The organism is Pseudomonas sp. LS44 (assembly GCF_024730785.1).
Classification (GTDB): Bacteria; Pseudomonadota; Gammaproteobacteria; order Pseudomonadales; family Pseudomonadaceae; genus Aquipseudomonas.
In genome coordinates this window covers 911,798-928,650 of the sequence record NZ_CP102830.1, presented here as the reverse complement: position 1 = coordinate 928,650, position 16,853 = coordinate 911,798, and the positions used below count along the sequence as shown (strand labels likewise).

Genomic DNA, 16,853 nt, shown 5'->3' with positions numbered 1-16,853 from the left:
CACGATTTTCGCAGCGCCGCACCGTCGCGACGACGTCACATCCGTCCGCGCCGCCACTCTAAAAGGTCATATCGATGGACATGCAAGCCCGTATCCGCAAGCTGTTTCAAGCCAGCATCGACACCAAACAGCAGGCCATGGAAGTGCTTATCCCACTCATCGAACAAGGCAGCCTGGCGATGGTCAATGCCCTGCTCAATGAGGGCAAGATCCTCACCTGCGGCAACGGCGGGTCGGCAGGCGATGCACAGCACTTCTCCTCGGAGCTGCTTAACCGCTTCGAGCGCGAGCGCCCTAGCCTACCGGCCATTGCGCTAACGACCGACAGCTCGACCATCACCTCGATCGCCAATGACTACAGCTACAACGAGGTGTTCTCCAAGCAGATCCGTGCTCTTGGCCAACCGGGAGACGTGCTCTTGGCGATTTCCACCAGCGGCAATTCCGCCAATGTGATCCAAGCCATCCAAGCCGCCCATGATCGCGAAATGGTGGTGGTCGCACTCACCGGCCGCGACGGCGGTGGCATGGCGTCGCTGCTACTACCGGAAGATGTGGAAATCCGCGTACCTGCCAAAGTAACCGCTCGTATTCAGGAAGTGCATTTGCTCGCAATTCACTGCCTGTGCGATCTCATCGACAGCCAATTGTTTGGGAGTGAAGAATGACCCGTCGCCTACCGATCTTCGTCGCGCTCGCTGTAAGCCTGATTTTGAGTGGCTGCGGCAATCGCAGCATCGGCAACAAGATCGACGATCAGTTTCTTGCTCCTGATGTCGACGCCAGCATTTCCCGGGCCGACAAGGACCTAACCAGTCCTACCTCTCACATCACGGTGACCAGCTACAACGGCGTCATCCTGCTGGCCGGACAAACCCCGCGCGCTGAATTGAAAGGCAAGGCCGAACAGGCTGCCCGTTCGGTGCAGGGGGTGAAGAAGGTCCACAACGAACTCCAGGTGCTGCAACCGACTTCGGCGCTGGCACGCAGCAACGATGCGCTGATGACCACCAAAATCAAAACCCAAATGCTGGCCGACAACAGCGTGCCGAGTACGCGCATCAAAGTGGTCACCGAAAACGGCATCGTCTACTTGCTCGGCCTGGTGACTCAGCAGGAGGCCGCTAGCGCCACTCGCGTGGTCCAGAGCGTTTCCGGCGTGCAAAAGGTCGTCAAACTGTTCCAATACACCAACTGAATTAATCGGCAGCCAGAAAAAAGGCGATCCACTGGATCGCCTTTTTTGTTTCACTTGACCACTTTCAAACTCGGTCGCCCACTCGGCCTCGGTGGTTCGCCGCCTGACGGATCGTCATCATCAGGGCTCGAATCATCCTCCTCGTCGATAACCGGCGGCTCCAGATCGAACACCATGCCTTGACCATTCTCCCGCGCATAAATCGCCAAGACCGCGGCACAGGGAATGAACAATGTATGCGCCACGCCGCCGAACCGCCCCTCGAAAGTCACCGAGGCGTTATCCATCTGTAAGTAGCGCACCGCACTGGGCGATACGTTCAGTACGATCTGCCCATCGTTAATGAAACCTTTCGGCACCTGCACCCCATCGTACTCGGCATTTACCAGCAAATGCGGGGTGTAGTTGTTATCGACGATCCATTCGTAAAGCGCGCGAATGAGATACGGACGGCTAGAAGTCATCAAACTCTCCTTCAGCGTTGGCGCATGTCGCGCTCGGCAGCAGAAAGACTGGCCTGGAAGGCCTCACGTGAAAATTGGCGCTCCATATAGTCCAGCAGTGGCTTGGCCTGCCGTGGCAACTCGATCCCTAGCTGACCCAGCCGCCAGAGGATCGGCAACAGGCAACAGTCCACCAGACTCAAATCTTCACTGAGGAAATACGGTTTGTCGGCGAACAAAGGCGATACACCAGTCAGGCTTTCGCGCAGCTCTTTACGCGCCTGGACCCGAGCAGCCTCTTTACTACGCGGATCGAGGATCAGGTCGACCAATCCACACCAGTCGCGCTGGATGCGATGAATCAATAACCGACTGTTGGCGCGCGCAACCGGGTAAACCGGCATTAACGGCGGATGAGGGTAACGCTCATCCAGGTACTCCATGATCACGGTGGATTCATAGAGAGCCAGATCACGATCAACCAGAGTAGGCAGACTTCCGTAAGGATTGACTTCGACTAGCTTGGGCGGGATGTGCCCGGCCTCGACATACACAATTTCGGCACCTACACCCTTCTCGGCGAGCACGATACGTACGCGGTGCGAATAGTGATCGGCGGGGGCGGAATAACAGGCCAACCGATTGGTCACGCCCATGGTGATCCTCCTCGCGTATTACAGTTATCGAAAGCAGAAAAACGCGCGCGCCCAGGGCGGGCGCGCGCGTCGACAGCAGAACAGCGGTTGATTAGTGCACGTCTTTCCAGTATTCGCGCTTGAGCAGATAGGCGAAGACGAAGAAGAAAGCCAGGTACAGCAGCACGTAAGTACCAATGCGCTGATGCTCCAACTTCACCGGGTTGGCGGAGTAGGCTAGGAAGGTCACCAGATTCTTGACCTTCTCGTCGAACTGCTCTTCGGTCAGCGCGCCAGTTTTCGGCAATACGGTCAGTTGGTCGCACGCCTCATGAGTCAGCGGTGTGCCCGTCAGCGGATCGAATTGTTTCTTGCCGTGCTCGACGATCTGAACCTGCTTGCAGCCGACGACCTGACGACCCTGCAGACCGACCAAAACGTTAGGCATACCGACGTTCGGGAAGACCTTGTTGTTCACACCCCAAGGACGCGCTGGGTCTTCATAGAAGCCGCGCAGGTAGTTATAGAGCCAATCATTGCCACGCACCCGGGCGACCAGAGTTAGATCGGGCGGCGCAGCGCCGAACCAGTTTTTGGCATCCGCTGGCTGCATGCCAATCTTCATCAGGTCACCAATTTTGGCTCCCGTGAAAATCAGATTGCTCAGCATCAGGTCATGAGGAATACCCAGATCATCAGCAACACGCTCGTAGCGTTGGAACTTGGCGCTATGGCAGCCCATGCAGTAGTTGGCGAACGTACGCGCGCCATCTTGCAGTGCCGCCTTATCGGCCAGGTCGATATCGACCTCCTCCAGCTCCGGCCCTTGGCCGGTATTAGCGAATGCGATGGCTGGCAGTACAGCGAAAATTAATGCAGCAAAGAGCTTTTTCATCAGCCAGTCACCCTTTCCGGAACCGGTTTGGTCTTCTCGAGCCTGGTATAGAACGGCATCAAAATGAAGTAGGCGAAGTACAAGAACGTACATACCTGCGACAGCAAGGTACGCCCTGGAGTGGGAGCCAGAACACCCAAGACCCCCAAAATCACGAACGAGACACAGAACACCCACAGCCAGATTTTGCTCATCCAGCCTTTGTAGCGCATGGACTTGACCGGACTACGATCCAGCCACGGCAGGACGAACAGCACCGCAATCGCTGCACCCATGGCAATAACGCCGAGGAGCTTGTCCGGAATCGCCCGGAGGATCGCGTAAAACGGCGTGAAGTACCAAACCGGCGCAATATGTTCTGGAGTCTTAAATGCGTTGGCCACTTCAAAGTTCGGCTTCTCGAGGAAGTAGCCGCCCATTTCAGGGAAGAAAAACACGATCGCACAGAAGATGAAGAGGAATACCACCACACCGACAATGTCTTTCACGGTGTAGTACGGATGAAAAGCGATGCCGTCTAGCGGCACGCCGTTTTCATCCTTGAATTTCTTGATGTCCACGCCGTCCGGGTTGTTCGAGCCAACCTCATGGAGCGCCAGAATGTGCAGCACTACCAGGCCGAGAATCACAATCGGCAGGGCCACCACATGCAAGGCGAAGAAACGGTTCAGTGTGATCCCGGAGATCAGGTAGTCACCACGAATCCACTGGGTCAGATCGTTGCCGATCACCGGAATCGCGCCGAACAAGGAGATAATTACCTGAGCCCCCCAATAAGACATCTGCCCCCACGGCAGCAGATATCCCATGAACGCTTCGGCCATCAGCGCCAGATAGATCAGCATGCCGAATACCCACACCAGCTCACGCGGCTTCTGGTACGAGCCGTAGAGCAAGCCACGAAACATGTGTAGGTAAACCACGATGAAGAAGGCCGAAGCGCCGGTGGAGTGCAACAGACGCAGAATCGAGCCGTACTCGACATCGCGCATGATGTACTCAACGGAAGCGAACGCCTCTTCCGCCGACGGCGTGTAGCTCATGGTGAGCCAAACACCGGTGAGTATCTGGTTAACCAGCACCAACAGCGCTAGCGAGCCAAAGAAATAGAAGAAGTTAAAGTTCTTCGGGGCGTAATACTTGCTGAGATGGTCTTCCCACATTTTCGTGGCGGGAAAGCGCGCATCAACCCATTCCATGAATTTGCTCATCATGCCTTCTCCTGGTCCACACCGATGACGATAACGTCATCCGACTCGTACGAGTGCGGCGGTACCGGCAGGTTTATGGGCGCGGGCTGTGACTTATACACACGGCCGGCGAGATCATAACGGGAGCCATGGCAAGGGCAGAAATAACCCCCGACCCACTCAGCACCAAGATCCGCGGGCGCCACTTCCGGACGGAAGGACGGTGAACAACCCAAATGCGTGCAAAGCCCAACCAAAACCAGGATCTCCGGTTTGATCGACCGCACTTTCGGATCTACATAAGTCGGCTGAACCGAGGATTTGGATTCAGGGTCGGATATATTCGCGATAATTTTATCAAGATTCCCCAAAATCTCTTCGGTACGACGGACGATGAAGACTGGCTGGCCACGCCATTCAGCAATCATCTGCTGGCCGGCTTCGATCTTGCCAATATTCACTTTCACCGGTGCACCAGCGGCCTTGGCCTTGGCACTTGGGAACCATGACCCCACGAACGGGACCGCAGCACCCACCGCTCCTGCGGCACCCACTACAGAAGTGGCTGCCACAAGGAAGCGACGCCGGCCTGCATTCACGCCGTCATTGCTCATTCAGTCGTCTCCCATCAGCTTTGTGGCCTGTTATTCAGGCATCTACTAAGTAAATCAAATAGCGCAAAAAATTTGCCAGATGGTAAAGAAAAGCCCCTTTTCTGACAAGGCAATTACTGGATACAAAACTGCCGAAAGCCTTGCGAGGCGCGGCATTCAACGGTGCGTCAAGTTGTCGCAATAAAAATAAAAGCCATAAAAAAACGCCCGACTTCTTAGCGAAATCGGGCGTTTTTGAACACTGAAGCAGATTAACGCTTCGAGTATTGCGGACGCTTACGCGCCTTACGCAGACCGACCTTCTTACGCTCCACTTCACGAGCATCGCGAGTAACGAAGCCAGCTTTACGCAGAGCACCGCGCAGAGTCTCGTCGTAGCTCATCAGCGCACGAGTGATACCGTGACGGATCGCACCAGCCTGGCCGCTGACACCACCACCGATGACGGTGACGTAGATATCGAACTTGCCAGTGGTTTCAGTCAACTCCAGCGGCTGACGAACTACCATGCGGGCAGTTTCACGACCGAAGAAAGTATCCAGGCTGCGGTTATTGATGGAAATGTTGCCAGTACCCGGACGCAGGAAAACGCGAGCGGTTGCAGTCTTGCGACGGCCAGTGCCGTAATTTTGAGTCGCCGACATAATGAACTATTCCGTTAAATCTTCAGTTCTTGGGGCTGCTGTGCGGTGTGCGGATGCTCGGCACCCTTATACACCTTCAGCTTACGGTACATGTCGCGACCCAGCGGGTTTTTCGGCAGCATGCCTTTGACCGCGGTCTCGATCACACGCTCAGGCGCCTTGGCGATCAACTTGTCAAAGCTGATTTCCTTGATGCCACCCGGGAAACCGGAGTGAGAGTAGTACATTTTGTCGGTGGTCTTGGCACCAGTCACGCGTACTTGCTCAGCATTGATCACAACGATGTAATCGCCGGTATCCACGTGCGGAGTGTACTCAGGCTTGTGCTTGCCACGCAGACGAGAAGCGATTTCTGTGGCCAGACGACCCAGAGTCTGACCTGCAGCGTCGACGACGAACCAGTCGCGCTTAACAGTTTCCGGTTTAGCAGTAAAAGTTTTCATTCTTTATAGCCTCAGGGGCCGCCCTGAAAATAAGACGGCGGATCTTACTGAATAGTGCTTGCTTTGACAAGTCAAAGGCAGCCGAAAACGGGCGCTATCGGGGGCTCGGGTCATCACGCTCGTACGGCCAAGTTCGGCGGGCTAGGCATCCCCCACCAAAAACAGCTGCGGAATTATGCCGATTGCACGCAAAATTTCAACCTGCTTTGATAAGACTTTTTGCACGAGGAGGTTTTCCATGGAATTTCGGCGACTCGGACAGAGCGATCTCAGCGTCAGCGCTTTATGCTTGGGCAGCATGACCTGGGGTGAGCAGAACACGCAGGCGGAGGCCTCCGCGCAACTGGACATGGCCCGGTGCAATGGAGTTAATTTCCTCGATACCGCAGAAATGTACCCGGTACCGCCGCGCGCCGAGACGTACAGCAAGACCGAACAAATCATTGGCAACTACTTCAAAACATGTGGAAGTCGTGCCGACTGGGTTCTGGCTAGCAAGGTCGCAGGCCCCGGAAATGGCATTGCACACATTCGCGACGGGCAGCTCAAACACAACCGCAACCATATTATCGCTGCGCTGGATGCCAGCCTGAAACGCCTGCAAACAGACTGGATCGATCTCTATCAATTACATTGGCCCGAACGCAGTACTAATTTTTTTGGCCAGCTTGGCTATCGCCATCGGGACGAAGACTTCACGCCCCTGCAGGAAACCCTGGAGGTGCTTAGCTCGCAGATCCAGGCCGGCAAGATCCGCCATGTCGGTCTATCCAACGAAACGCCATGGGGCGCCATGACGTTTCTGCAGCTGGCCGACAGGCTCGGACTACCACGCATGGTCTCGATCCAGAACCCCTACAACCTCCTCAACCGTACTTTCGAAGTCGGCCTGGCAGAAATCGCCCTGCGTGAGCAATGCGGCCTGTTGGCCTACTCGCCATTGGCGTTCGGCATGCTTTCCGGCAAATACGAGGGTGGCGCTCGCCCGGCAAATTCCCGTATCACTTTGTTCAGCCGCTTCACTCGCTACACCAACCCACAAGCCCAGATCGCCTGTTCGCGGTATGTCGCACTAGCCCGCGAACATCACCTGGATCCAGCGCAGATGGCACTGGCCTATGTCACTTCGCAGCCGTTCGTGACCAGCACTATCATTGGCGCAACCACTCTCCAACAGCTCGAGACAAACTTAGCCAGCAGCCCACTGAAGCTGTCCGAAGAGGTGCTCGCCGCCATCGAAGCCATCCATCGTTCACAACCCAACCCCGCGCCCTGAGCCGCCAAATTAGTCGAACAAATCCGCCTCGCGTATAATCGGCACACTTCCCCTGCGCGAGGCCAGCCACTCCGCAGGCGTGCGCAACACGACTTGCACTGCCAACTCGCCTTGCAGCTCATGAGCGTGACGGACGCTACCGTCCCAATCGCCGAATGGAAACGGATGCATAGCCGCTTCCGAAAACGGCGGCGCGGCAGACCAGGCAAAAAACGCGGATCACCGATCACTCGGACGACCCGCGGCGGCGCCTCACAATGAGCGCGAGATAATTTCTTTCATGATTTCATTAGTGCCGGCGTAGATTCGCTGCACGCGGGCATCCGCCCAGGCGCGAGCGATCGGGTATTCCCACATATAGCCGTAACCGCCATGCAGCTGCACGCACTCATCAAGCACCTTGCCTTGTAGATCGGTCGTCCAGTACTTGAGCATCGCCGCGGTCGGCACGTCGAGTTTTTTCTGCAGATGCAGCTCCAGGCAACGATCGACGAATAGCCGGCCGACCTGGATCTCGGTAGCCAACTCGGCCAGCTTGTGGCGCGTGGTCTGGAAATCGGCGATGGATTTACCGAACGCCTTGCGATCACGCGTGTAATCCAGCGTCCATTGCAGCGCGGCTTCCGCCGAAGCCAGCGCACCCACAGCAACGCCGAGACGCTCCTGCGGCAACTCCTGCATCAGATATGCGAAACCCATTCCCGCTTGACCAAGGAGGTTTTCCTTGGGAATCCGCACGTTCTGGAAGAACAATTCGGAAGTGTCCTGCGCCTTCATACCGACCTTCTTCAGCCGCTGACCCTTGTCGAATCCCGGCGTACCGGCTTCGACCAGCAGTAGACTGGTGCCTTTAGCGCCAGCCTTGGGATCGGTCTTGGCGACAACAATCACCAGATCGGCGAGATAGCCATTGGTAATGAAGGTTTTCGAACCATTGATCACGTACTCATCGCCGTCCAGAACCGCGGTGGTTTTCACCCCCTGCAGGTCGGAGCCCGCACCTGGCTCGGTCATCGCAATGGCTGTGACCAGTTCGCCACTGACCATCTTCGGCAAGTACTTCTGCTTCAACGCCTCACTGCCGTAATGCAGGATGTAGGGCGCAACGATATCGGAGTGCAGGGAAAAACCGATCCCCGACAGACCCAGCCGGCTGATTTCCTCAACCACGATGCTGCTGTACAGAAAATCTGCATCCATGCCGCCATACGCCTCGGGCAAATGCGAGCACAGCATTCCGGCTTCGCCGGCCTTGTTCCACAGCGCGCGATCGATATAACCCTGCTCTTCCCATTGCGCATGGAAGGGCACGGCCTCTTGCTCGAGGAATTTACGCACGCTATCTCGGAAGAGTTCGTGTTCGGGGCTGAAGATTGTTCTTGGGATCATGGGAGTACCTGGCACAACAGTAGGTTGAAGAACTCCAGACTGTAGGAGAGCGCGATTGGCGCTGCACTGGACACAAGCGCCAAAAAATAAGACGCTTCAGCCAGTATTTGACCACTTCCCCCTCAAAAGAATAACAACATGTTTACTCCGACCAGACCGCTGCATCGAGTCGCCATTCTCGCCATTGAAGGGGTTTTCGCATCGACGGTGATGCAGGCCAAAGACTTCTTCCACATGGCCAGCCTGCGTTATGGGCGCCAGCAAGGCCTGGGGCTAAACGCCTCATTCGAAATCCACCTGGTCAGCCCCGATGGCCAACCGGTGCGCAGCTTCAGCGATGTCGTGCTGCCCGTCGACGGCGGATTGGAGGACGCCGATATCATTATCCTGCCGCCCTTCTGGGGCGATTTCGACCAACTCTGCCAACGCTTTCCGCACGTACTCGACTGGCTGAAAGCCCAGCATGCTGCCGGCAGCGTGCTCTGCGGCGAAGCCATGGGCGTTTTCTGGATGGCCCAAGTCGGCCTGCTCGACGGTAAAGAAGCGACCACCTACTGGCGCTACCACCGCGAATTCACCGAGCGCTTCCCCGCCGTGTTACTGAACCAGGAAAAACACTTGTCCGACGCCGATAACTTGTACTGCGCGAGCGGCTCGACCTCGGCCTGCGATCTGTACATCTATCTGATCGAACGGTTCTGCGGTGCCAGCGTCGCCCAGGCCGTGGCGCGCGATATTCTTTATGAGGTAAAGCGCAGCTACACCCCAGGGCGTATCGGCTTTGGCGGCCAGAAACTGCACCAGGACGTGACCATCCTGCAGATCCAGGAGTGGCTGGAAGAGCATTTCGCCGACAAGTTCCGCTTCGAAGACGTGGCCCGCAATCACGGCATGAGCATCCGCAACTTCATGCGCCGCTTCCAGGTCGCCACCGGCGACAAGCCCCTGCACTACCTGCAACGCTTACGCATTGAAACCGCCAAAGGCCTGCTCAGCGCCACTCGCAAAAGCATCAAGACCATCAGCTATGAGATCGGCTACGACGACGCGAGCTTCTTCGCCCGCCTGTTTCGCCAGCACACCGAACTTTCACCCAACCAGTACCGTCGCCAGTTCCTGCACAAGAGCGAATAACAATGCCAGCCCAAGGATGGGTTGGTAGAGCGCCAGCGCCACTTATGATTGAGGCATCCCCGCCCAGGGAAATCTCGCCCAAAACAATAAAAGGCTTCGCCATGCGCCGTTATCTACTTGCCCTGCTGGCCCTCTGTAGCCTGAATGCTGCCGCCGCCGACTGGAAACCCTTCCCTTATGACCAAAGTGACTACGACTACTCCGGCGACAAACTTCGCCAAGCCTGGCCGCAGCTGACCCGCGGCTTCGGCGCCAACTATCCGTTTCCGGATGCCAACTGGGTGATCAACACCGCGCGACAAAATCCCAAGGCACTGGCGGCCGTCACCGCCACCAGCGGCTTTACCGGCAAACCTGAAGAAGCCGCGATTTATGCCGGCAAGCTGCAAGATATCTGGCGCCTGGTGTTTCGCGGCGATTTCGCCCAAGCCAAGCAGCAAGGCCTGGCACTGGGCGTCGGTGGCCAGGTGCCGGCGATGTTCGCCCAAGTGGTGTATGCGATGTTCCTCACCCCCGATCAGGCCGAGAAGCACCGCCTGCTGGAAGAAGTGATCGAGTACACCGACCAGGCCGGTGAGCTGGTCCAGGCCGATGCGGCCGCCCAGTTCGGGCGGATCTACGCCAAAGCGCGGTTGGGCGAAGAGCTACCGGTGCCCGTGGTCCTCAAGCGCGGCTATACCAGCCAGATCCCCGAGGAGCTCGATGCGCTGCTCGCCAAGCAGCCGCGCCAGCCGTTCGCCCTGGCGCTGTACGGTGGCTATGAAGCGGGGGTGATCCGCAAGGTCGGCAAACTGGTCGGCAAGATGACCTACGGGGTCAGCACGGAGAAGATGGAGCAGTACTTCAGCCGCTCGTTCACTGCCGCCGATGACCTGCCGATCGGTCACTACGAATATGCCAATGCGCTGCTGTATGTGTATGACGAGGATGAACAGCAGAAAGCCATTGATCACCTCAAGCGCGCGGTGGCGATTCAGCCAATCAACGCCATGGAGGCCCTGGAAGTGGCGCATGCCAAGCAGCTACTCGCGCAGCAGGAGCAGAAACTGGCGCAGCAGGAGCAGAAACTGGCGCAGCAATGAGCGCAGCGGAATAAAAAAGGGCTGCCAATAGGCAGCCCTTTTTTATGGTACGCAACGACTCGTACGGCGCGTTACGGCTTGTGCGGCCGAGCGAGGAACTCATGGGACTGCATTTCCAACAGGCGGCTCAAGGTGCGCTGAAACTCGAAGTTGAGTCGCCCGCCGGTGTACAGATCCTTCAGCTCCACCTCGGCGGAGATGATCAGCTTGACGTTGCGGTCGTAGAACTCGTCCACCAGATTGATGAAGCGCCGCGCCATGTCGTCCTTGGCCACGCCCATCTGCTCGACGTTGGCGAGGATAACCGCGTGGAAGATCTTGCCCAGCTCGATGTAATCGTTCTGGCTGCGCGGGCCGTCGCATAGCTCACGGAACTCGAACCAGGCAACGTCTTCGCAGACTCGCACCGCGCGGATTTCGCGATTTTCGATCAGTAGCGGCTCATCTTCGGACGCCCGCGTGCAGTCCGGCAGCAGGCTGGTGAAGCTTTTACGCAGGCTGCCTTCGGCCTCGTCGTCCAGCGGCCAGTGGAACAGCTCGGCCTGTTCCAGGGCGCGCAGGCGATAATCGACACCGCTGTCGACGTTGACCACATCGGTGTGCTGCTTGACCAGCGCGATCGCCGGCAGGAAACGCGCGCGCTGCAGGCCATCCTTGTACAGGCCATCGGGCACAATGTTGGAGGTCGCCACCAGGCTGACGCCGTTCTTGAACAGCTCGTCGAGCAGGGTGGCAAGAATCATCGCGTCGGTGATGTCGGAAACGAAGAACTCATCGAAACAGATCACTCGCGCCTCGTCGGCGAAACGCTTGCCAATGATGGTCAGCGGGTTCTTCTCGCCCTTGAGGGTTCTCATTTCCTCGTGCACACGCTTCATGAAGCGGTGGAAATGGGTGCGCATCTTGCGTTTGAACGGCAGCGCATCGAAGAAGGTATCGACCAAGTAGGTCTTGCCGCGCCCTACCCCACCCCAGAAATACAGGCCCTTGACCGGTTCCTGGGTCTTCTTGCCGAGCAGTTTGCCGAATACTCCCGGCTTGCTCTTCTCGCTGGCGACCAGGTCGTCGTAGAGCCGCTGCAGATGGCGCACAGCGTTTTCCTGCGCGGCGTCGTGGAAGAAGTCGGGACGTTTCAGGTCAACCTGGTATCGCTCGAGGGGAGTCATAATTCGCTAACTAGGCAAGAAAAACGGGGCCGTCACTTTAGCGACGGCCCCGTTGCTTGGCAATCAGACTCAGGTAGCAAGCCGCCCGAAAGCCCTTACTCCTGCACAGCGAGCGTCTCGCGCAGGTGCTGGATCGCCGCCGTGCGAGCGGGGGCATCGGTAAAAGCCGGGCTTTCGCCGACCAGTTCGCCATCCAGCCACAGGCCGAAGCCGTCGGCCTGCTCGCGGATATCCAGCTGATCGCCGGCCTGCAGACGCTTGCTCACCTGGCCGGCACTCTTGCCGTCGGCGAAAGAGATGGATAGCAGCAACTGCTCGCCCGCGGCATCCAGCAGACGGAAGCGGAAACTGCCGTCGTCGTCACGGAAGCTGACGAAACGCGCCGCTTTCGCCGCTTTCTTCTTGCCTGCCCCGGCTACTTGCACCTGTTCACGGAACGAGCGCAGGCCCACCGCTTCGCGCAGTTCGCCGAGGAACGGGGTGGCAGTCTTGCGGGCCTTGGCCGCGCCAGCGAGGAGGATGTCTTCCAGATCGGCCGGCCGCTCAATCAACGCCTGATAGCGCTCGCGCGCCTCGCTCAATTCGCTGTCGAGCAGCTGGAACAAGCGCTGTTTGGCTTCGCCCCAGCCCAGACCGGCGAGCAACTCGGCACGGAACTCAGCCTGCTGTGCCGCGGTAGCGAACGCTTGGTAGAGGGTGAACAGGTGCGAGTTATCCGGGTCCTTGGCCTCGCCCGGCAGCTTCGAGTCGGTGACGATGCGGGCGATGGCGTCCTTCAACTGCTTGGCGCTGCCGAACAGTGGAATGGTGTTGTCGTAGCTCTTCGACATCTTGCGCCCGTCGAGACCAGGCAGCGTCGCCACGCCCTCCTCGATCACCGCTTCCGGCAGGGTGAACAGCTCCTTGCCCTGACCGAACAGGTGGTTGAAGCGCTGACCGATGTCGCGCGCCATTTCCACGTGTTGGATCTGATCGCGGCCGACCGGCACCTTGTGGGCGTTGAACATCAGGATGTCCGCCGCCATCAGCACCGGATAGCTGAACAGGCCCATGGTCACGCCGGCATCCGGGTCTTCGCCGAGTTCGACGTTCTTGTCCACCGATGCCTTGTAGGCATGCGCGCGATTGAGCAGACCCTTGGCCGCCACGCAGGTCAACAGCCAAGTCAGTTCGGGAATTTCGGGAATATCGGATTGGCGGTAGAAGGTCGCCTTGTTCACATCCAGACCGCAGGCCAACCAGGTGGCGGCAATCTCCAGACGCGAGCGCTGGATGCGCAGCGGCTCGTCACATTTGATCAGCGCGTGGTAATCGGCGAGGAAGTAGAACGAATCGGCGTTCGCCTCGCGGCTGGCAACGATGGCCGGGCGAATGGCGCCGGCGTAGTTGCCGAGGTGTGGCGTCCCGGTGGTGGTGATGCCGGTGAGGATACGAGTGGTCATGGCTTATCGCTTGTCGGACTGCAATCAGGATCAAAGGCGCGGCTGCACCAGATCCTTGAGATCGGTGAGCTTGCCGTGAAAAAAGTGTCCGCATTCTGCCACTTTCAGCAGCTCATGGGGACGGTCGAGGGCGGCGGACCAGGCATAGACCAGTTGCGGATCGATCACTTCATCCTGGTCCGGCTGAATCAGGGTCAACGGGCAGTGTTGCGGCGGTTGATCCTCGTCGCGCAAGCGCATGACCGCCGGCGCCACCATGAACAGACTCTGTAACGTCTGCCCCTGCGCCTCCAAGCGGCCACCGAGCGCCGCGGCGACGAAACCGCCATAGGAGAAGCCGGCAAGTGTGAGCGGCAAACCCGGATGCCGTGCCAGTAGCCAGTGCGCCACCGCTTCGGCGTCGTCCACTTCGCCGCTGTGCATGTCACGGCAGCCCGCGCTGGCGCCAACCCCCCGGTAATTGAAGCGCAGCGTACTCAGGCCAGCATCGCGGGCACTACGCTGTAACGTCGAGACGACCTTGTTGAGCATGGTGCCGCCCTGCACCGGATTGGGATGACAGATCAGCGCCACACCACGCGCATCGGGCAGGTCTAGATAGAGGGCTTCGAGCTGACCGGCGGGGCCATCGAGCAGCAGGGAGGTTTCACGCATAAGCAACAGGAACTCCGTGACCCCGGACCGGGTCGACACGTCTTGGTTAGGCACATGAAGGCTTGCACCACGGTATACAGCGCCGGTGCGAGCCGCTAACGTAAAGCAAAGCCGTTTATAGAGGAAGGACTCGTGGAACAGACGCTCACAGCCTGGTTACTGCCGACTCTCACCCTGCTCGCTGGCATCGCCATCGGCTTCGTGGTGGCCCGCCTGCTGCCTAATGCCGCGCCCAATCGTACTCAGCGCCAGTTGGATGAACTGCAGGAGCGCTTCGACACCTACCAAAGCGATGTAGTGACGCACTTCAACTCCACGGCTGGCCTGGTGAAGAAACTCACCCAGAGTTATCAGGACGTTCAGGAGCATCTGTCCGACGGTGCCAACCGCCTGGCTCTCGACGAGCGGACCCGGCAGCGCCTGCTCGCCGCGTTGCAGGCCGACGAACAAAGCGCCCCGCGCGAACGTCTGACTCCGCCGAAAAGCACCGAGACGCCAAAGGACTACGCGCCCAAGGCACCCGATGCGCCCGGCACGCTGGACGTGACCTTCGGGATGAAGAAATAACCTCGCCGGATAACGCCGGACAATAAAAAGCCCCGCCTAGGCGGGGCTTTTTATTGTCTATCGGGTTTTTGTAGGGTGGGTTAGTCGCAACGCGGCGTAACCCACCGGCGATACCGCAGCGAACATCAGCAGTGGGTTACGCCTACGGCTAACCCACCCTACACAACCTTCCCCGGGACGAGCTACAGCGCGCCACGGTTTCTCAGCAGATCGATCACCAGCTTGACGCCGTCTTCCACCGAAACGCTCTGTGTGTCGACCACCAGATCGGCATTCAGCGGCACATCGTAAGGGAAGGACTCACCCGGGATATTGTCGCCACCGGCGGCATACAGGCCCTGCGGATCACGCTCGCGGCACACCGCCGGCGAAGCCTGGACGTAGACAGTGATCAGGCGCTCGGCACCGATCAGCGCCTTGGTCTGTTCGCGGCCTTCGGCATCCGGAGCGACGAACGCAGCCAGAGTCAGCAGGCCGGCTTCGTTGAACTGACGTGCCACATGGGCGGCACGCCGCCAGTTCTCGGTACGCCCGGCACGGTCCTGCGGCAGGCCCTTGTTCAGGTCATGGCGCAGGTTCTGGCCATCCAGCACATACACCGCACGGCCCAGGTCGAACAGTTTGCGCTCCACGGCGTAGGCCAGGGTGCTCTTGCCAGCGCCCGACAGGCCGCTGAACAGCACGGTGGCCGGTTGCTGGCCGAAGCGCGTGGCACGCTCCTCGGTCGACACATGAGCCAGCTTGCCGTGATGAGTGCTGCCACCAGCGCCTATCGCATCGGCGATGATCATGCCGGCACCGACGGTGCCGTTGGTCAGGCGGTCAATGACGATAAACGAGCCGGTGGTGCGGTTATGCGCATAGCCGTCCAGCGCGATCGGTGCATCCAGGGCGATGCGCACCTGGCCGATTTCGTTGAGCTGCAAGCTGCTCGCCGCGCCCTCTTCCAGGGTATTCACATCGACGCGGTGGGTGATGCTGGCGATCGAGCCCGGCACATAGCTGGTGGCGCGCTTGATGTCGTACTTCTTGCCCGGCAGCATCGGCTCTTCGGCCATCCACACCAGCATGGCGTCGAAGCTGTCGACCACCTGCGGGCGATTGTCGGCGTGCACCAGCATGTCGCCACGGGAGACGTCGATCTCGTCTTCCAGGGTCAGAGTAATCGCCTGGCCCGGACCGGCCTGTTCCAGCTCACCTTCGTAGGTGACGATGGACTTGACCTTGCTGCCCTTGCCCGACGGCAGGGCGATGACTTCGTCGCCCTTGCGCACGATGCCGCTGGCCAGAGTGCCGGCGAAACCGCGGAAGTTCAGGTTGGGACGGTTGACATACTGCACCGGGAAGCGCAGGTCGTTGAAGTTGCGATCACCCGCCACTTCCACGGTCTCGAGAATTTCCATCAGCGACTGGCCGGTGTACCAAGGCGACTGCTCGCTCTTGTTGACCACGTTGTCGCCCTTGAGCGCCGACATCGGCACGAAGTGCAGCGAACTCGGCTTAAGCGCAATACCTTCGGCGAACTTCAGGTAATCGGCCTTGATCTGCTCGAATACGCCCTGATCGAAGCCTTTCAAGTCCATCTTGTTGATGGCCACGACTATGTGCTTGATACCCAGCAGGCTGGCGATAAAGCTGTGGCGCTTGGTCTGGGTCTGCACACCGTAGCGCGCGTCGATCAGGATGATCGCCAGGTCGCAGGTGGAGGCACCGGTGGCCATGTTGCGGGTGTACTGCTCATGGCCAGGGGTGTCGGCGATGATGAACTTGCGCTTGGCGGTGCTGAAATAGCGGTACGCCACGTCGATGGTGATGCCCTGCTCACGCTCGGCCTGCAGGCCGTCGACCAGCAGCGCCAGGTCGATATCTTCACCGGTGGTGCCGACTTTCTTCGAGTCGCGGGTGATGGCTTCCAGATGGTCTTCGTAGATCATCTTGGAGTCGTGCAGCAAGCGGCCGATCAGGGTGCTCTTGCCGTCGTCGACGTTGCCGCAGGTGAGGAAGCGCAGCAGCTCCTTGCGCTCGTGCTGGGCCAGGTAAGCGAGGATGTCTTCGCTGATCAGATCGGATTGGTGCGACAT

At 58.8% G+C, this 16,853-nt stretch carries 18 protein-coding genes; 6 read left to right on the top strand and 12 right to left on the bottom strand.

The window, feature by feature from the left end:
• The first annotated feature begins 74 nt into the window (after positions 1-74).
• Together NVV93_RS04140 and NVV93_RS04135 are read left to right on the top strand one after the other, a co-directional pair.
• Entirely contained in the window at positions 75-668 is a 594-nt protein-coding gene (locus tag NVV93_RS04140) for a phosphoheptose isomerase (RefSeq protein WP_258253188.1), read from the top strand.
• Positions 665-1,198: a BON domain-containing protein gene (locus tag NVV93_RS04135; protein ID WP_258253187.1), complete on the top strand. Its 534-nt coding sequence runs from the start codon at positions 665-667 to the stop codon at positions 1,196-1,198. Before NVV93_RS04140 ends, NVV93_RS04135 begins: the two co-directional genes overlap by 4 nt.
• Positions 1,199-1,248: 50 nt before the next feature.
• On the opposite strand, the gene NVV93_RS04130 is transcribed toward NVV93_RS04135, so the two are convergent.
• The 7 genes from NVV93_RS04130 to rplM all read right to left on the bottom strand — a co-directional run bounded on the left by NVV93_RS04130 (position 1,249) and on the right by rplM (position 6,062).
• Positions 1,249-1,662, bottom strand: coding sequence for a ClpXP protease specificity-enhancing factor (locus tag NVV93_RS04130; protein ID WP_258253186.1), 414 nt, complete (start codon positions 1,660-1,662; stop codon positions 1,249-1,251).
• 11 nt (positions 1,663-1,673) lie between these two features.
• Positions 1,674-2,297, bottom strand: a complete 624-nt coding sequence (locus NVV93_RS04125; protein WP_258253185.1) for a glutathione S-transferase N-terminal domain-containing protein — start codon at positions 2,295-2,297, stop codon at positions 1,674-1,676.
• Between the two features lie 91 nt (positions 2,298-2,388).
• Entirely contained in the window at positions 2,389-3,171 is a 783-nt protein-coding gene (locus tag NVV93_RS04120; protein WP_258253184.1) for a cytochrome c1, read from the bottom strand.
• A complete protein-coding gene (locus NVV93_RS04115; RefSeq protein ID WP_258254283.1) occupies positions 3,171-4,382 on the bottom strand; it encodes a cytochrome bc complex cytochrome b subunit in 1,212 nt (403 codons plus the stop codon). The genes NVV93_RS04120 and NVV93_RS04115 overlap by 1 nt, the downstream gene beginning before the upstream one ends.
• Positions 4,382-4,975, bottom strand: a complete 594-nt coding sequence (petA, locus tag NVV93_RS04110; RefSeq protein WP_258253183.1) for a ubiquinol-cytochrome c reductase iron-sulfur subunit — start codon at positions 4,973-4,975, stop codon at positions 4,382-4,384. The genes NVV93_RS04115 and petA overlap by 1 nt, the downstream gene beginning before the upstream one ends.
• A 251-nt stretch (positions 4,976-5,226) precedes the next feature.
• Positions 5,227-5,619, bottom strand: a complete 393-nt coding sequence (gene rpsI / locus NVV93_RS04105; RefSeq protein WP_258253182.1) for a 30S ribosomal protein S9 — start codon at positions 5,617-5,619, stop codon at positions 5,227-5,229.
• A gap of 14 nt (positions 5,620-5,633) precedes the next feature.
• A complete protein-coding gene (gene rplM, locus NVV93_RS04100) occupies positions 5,634-6,062 on the bottom strand; it encodes a 50S ribosomal protein L13 (RefSeq protein WP_258253181.1) in 429 nt (142 codons plus the stop codon).
• 238 nt (positions 6,063-6,300) lie between these two features.
• Between rplM and NVV93_RS04095 the strand changes: the two genes are divergently transcribed.
• Positions 6,301-7,338, top strand: coding sequence for an NADP(H)-dependent aldo-keto reductase (locus NVV93_RS04095; protein ID WP_258253180.1), 1,038 nt, complete (start codon positions 6,301-6,303; stop codon positions 7,336-7,338).
• 252 nt (positions 7,339-7,590) lie between these two features.
• On the opposite strand, the gene NVV93_RS04090 is transcribed toward NVV93_RS04095, so the two are convergent.
• Positions 7,591-8,727, bottom strand: coding sequence for an acyl-CoA dehydrogenase family protein (locus tag NVV93_RS04090; protein WP_258253179.1), 1,137 nt, complete (start codon positions 8,725-8,727; stop codon positions 7,591-7,593).
• Positions 8,728-8,961: 234 nt separating this feature from the next.
• Here NVV93_RS04090 and NVV93_RS04085 point away from each other — a divergent pair, with 234 nt between their 5' ends.
• A complete protein-coding gene (locus NVV93_RS04085) occupies positions 8,962-9,861 on the top strand; it encodes a GlxA family transcriptional regulator (RefSeq protein ID WP_258254282.1) in 900 nt (299 codons plus the stop codon).
• Positions 9,862-9,962: 101 nt separating this feature from the next.
• Positions 9,963-10,943, top strand: coding sequence for a hypothetical protein (locus tag NVV93_RS04080; RefSeq protein ID WP_258253178.1), 981 nt, complete (start codon positions 9,963-9,965; stop codon positions 10,941-10,943).
• 71 nt (positions 10,944-11,014) lie between these two features.
• On the opposite strand, the gene zapE is transcribed toward NVV93_RS04080, so the two are convergent.
• The 3 genes from zapE to NVV93_RS04065 all read right to left on the bottom strand — a co-directional run bounded on the left by zapE (position 11,015) and on the right by NVV93_RS04065 (position 14,205).
• On the bottom strand, positions 11,015-12,109 hold the full coding sequence (gene zapE / locus NVV93_RS04075; protein ID WP_258253177.1) for a cell division protein ZapE: 1,095 nt from the start codon (positions 12,107-12,109) through the stop codon (positions 11,015-11,017).
• A gap of 95 nt (positions 12,110-12,204) precedes the next feature.
• Complete coding sequence (locus NVV93_RS04070; protein ID WP_258253176.1) at positions 12,205-13,551, bottom strand: tryptophan--tRNA ligase; 1,347 nt, start codon at positions 13,549-13,551, stop codon at positions 12,205-12,207.
• Between the two features lie 30 nt (positions 13,552-13,581).
• Positions 13,582-14,205, bottom strand: coding sequence for an alpha/beta hydrolase (locus tag NVV93_RS04065; RefSeq protein ID WP_258253175.1), 624 nt, complete (start codon positions 14,203-14,205; stop codon positions 13,582-13,584).
• A gap of 132 nt (positions 14,206-14,337) precedes the next feature.
• Between NVV93_RS04065 and NVV93_RS04060 the strand changes: the two genes are divergently transcribed.
• The gene (locus NVV93_RS04060) at positions 14,338-14,772 is read left to right on the top strand and encodes a YhcB family protein (protein ID WP_258253174.1); all 435 of its coding nucleotides are present in this window, start codon (positions 14,338-14,340) and stop codon (positions 14,770-14,772) included.
• 182 nt (positions 14,773-14,954) lie between these two features.
• Here NVV93_RS04060 and cysN read toward each other — a convergent pair whose 3' ends face one another.
• Positions 14,955-16,853 carry a sulfate adenylyltransferase subunit CysN gene (gene cysN, locus NVV93_RS04055; protein WP_258253173.1) on the bottom strand — a complete coding sequence of 633 codons (1,899 nt, stop codon included), beginning with the start codon at positions 16,851-16,853 and terminating at the stop codon, positions 14,955-14,957.